Raw genomic sequence first — 457 nt, 5'->3', positions numbered from 1 at the left:
GCTTGTGGACCTCTTCCATGCAGACGGTCAGATCGGGCTGACGACGTGCGAGCATCCCGCGGATACGTGCGTAGCGCTGTTCATTCATAAAACGTGTTCTAGTTACGGTTACGGGTGACTTTAATCACGTCCGGCATGACGCGGATGTTGCGCATGATATTCGCCAGGTGCACACGGTCGCGGGCGGTCAGGCGAATAAAGGCGCTATAGACGCGGCGATCTTTCTCTTCCGTATTCAGACTTTGAATATTGGAGGTGGTCGTGTTAATTGCCGCCGTCAGGTTCGCCAGAGCACCCTGGTGGTTATACATATCCACCTTAATCTCAGTGATGAACTCCTGCTCAGTCTCCTTATCCTATTCCACCGCCATAAGCTTCTCAGTCTCTTTCTGGTATCCACGAATGTTACGGCAGGATTCATGGTGAATCACCAGACCTTTACCCGGGCTGCCGTGGG

At 53.0% G+C, this 457-nt stretch carries 2 pseudogenes; both read right to left on the bottom strand.

Annotated elements, in window-relative coordinates:
- Positions 1 to 88: pseudogene (locus ACU8YC_RS27255) on the bottom strand (tRNA (guanosine(18)-2'-O)-methyltransferase TrmH); the annotation flags it as partial.
- A 10-nt stretch (positions 89 to 98) separates the two neighbouring features.
- Positions 99 to 457: pseudogene (locus tag ACU8YC_RS27250) on the bottom strand (ACT domain-containing protein); the annotation flags it as partial.

The sequence above is a fragment of the Citrobacter sp. VF227 genome, assembly GCF_052950715.1.
Note: the sequence above shows the minus strand (reverse complement) of the source record. Positions and strands in the feature narration are given on the sequence as shown.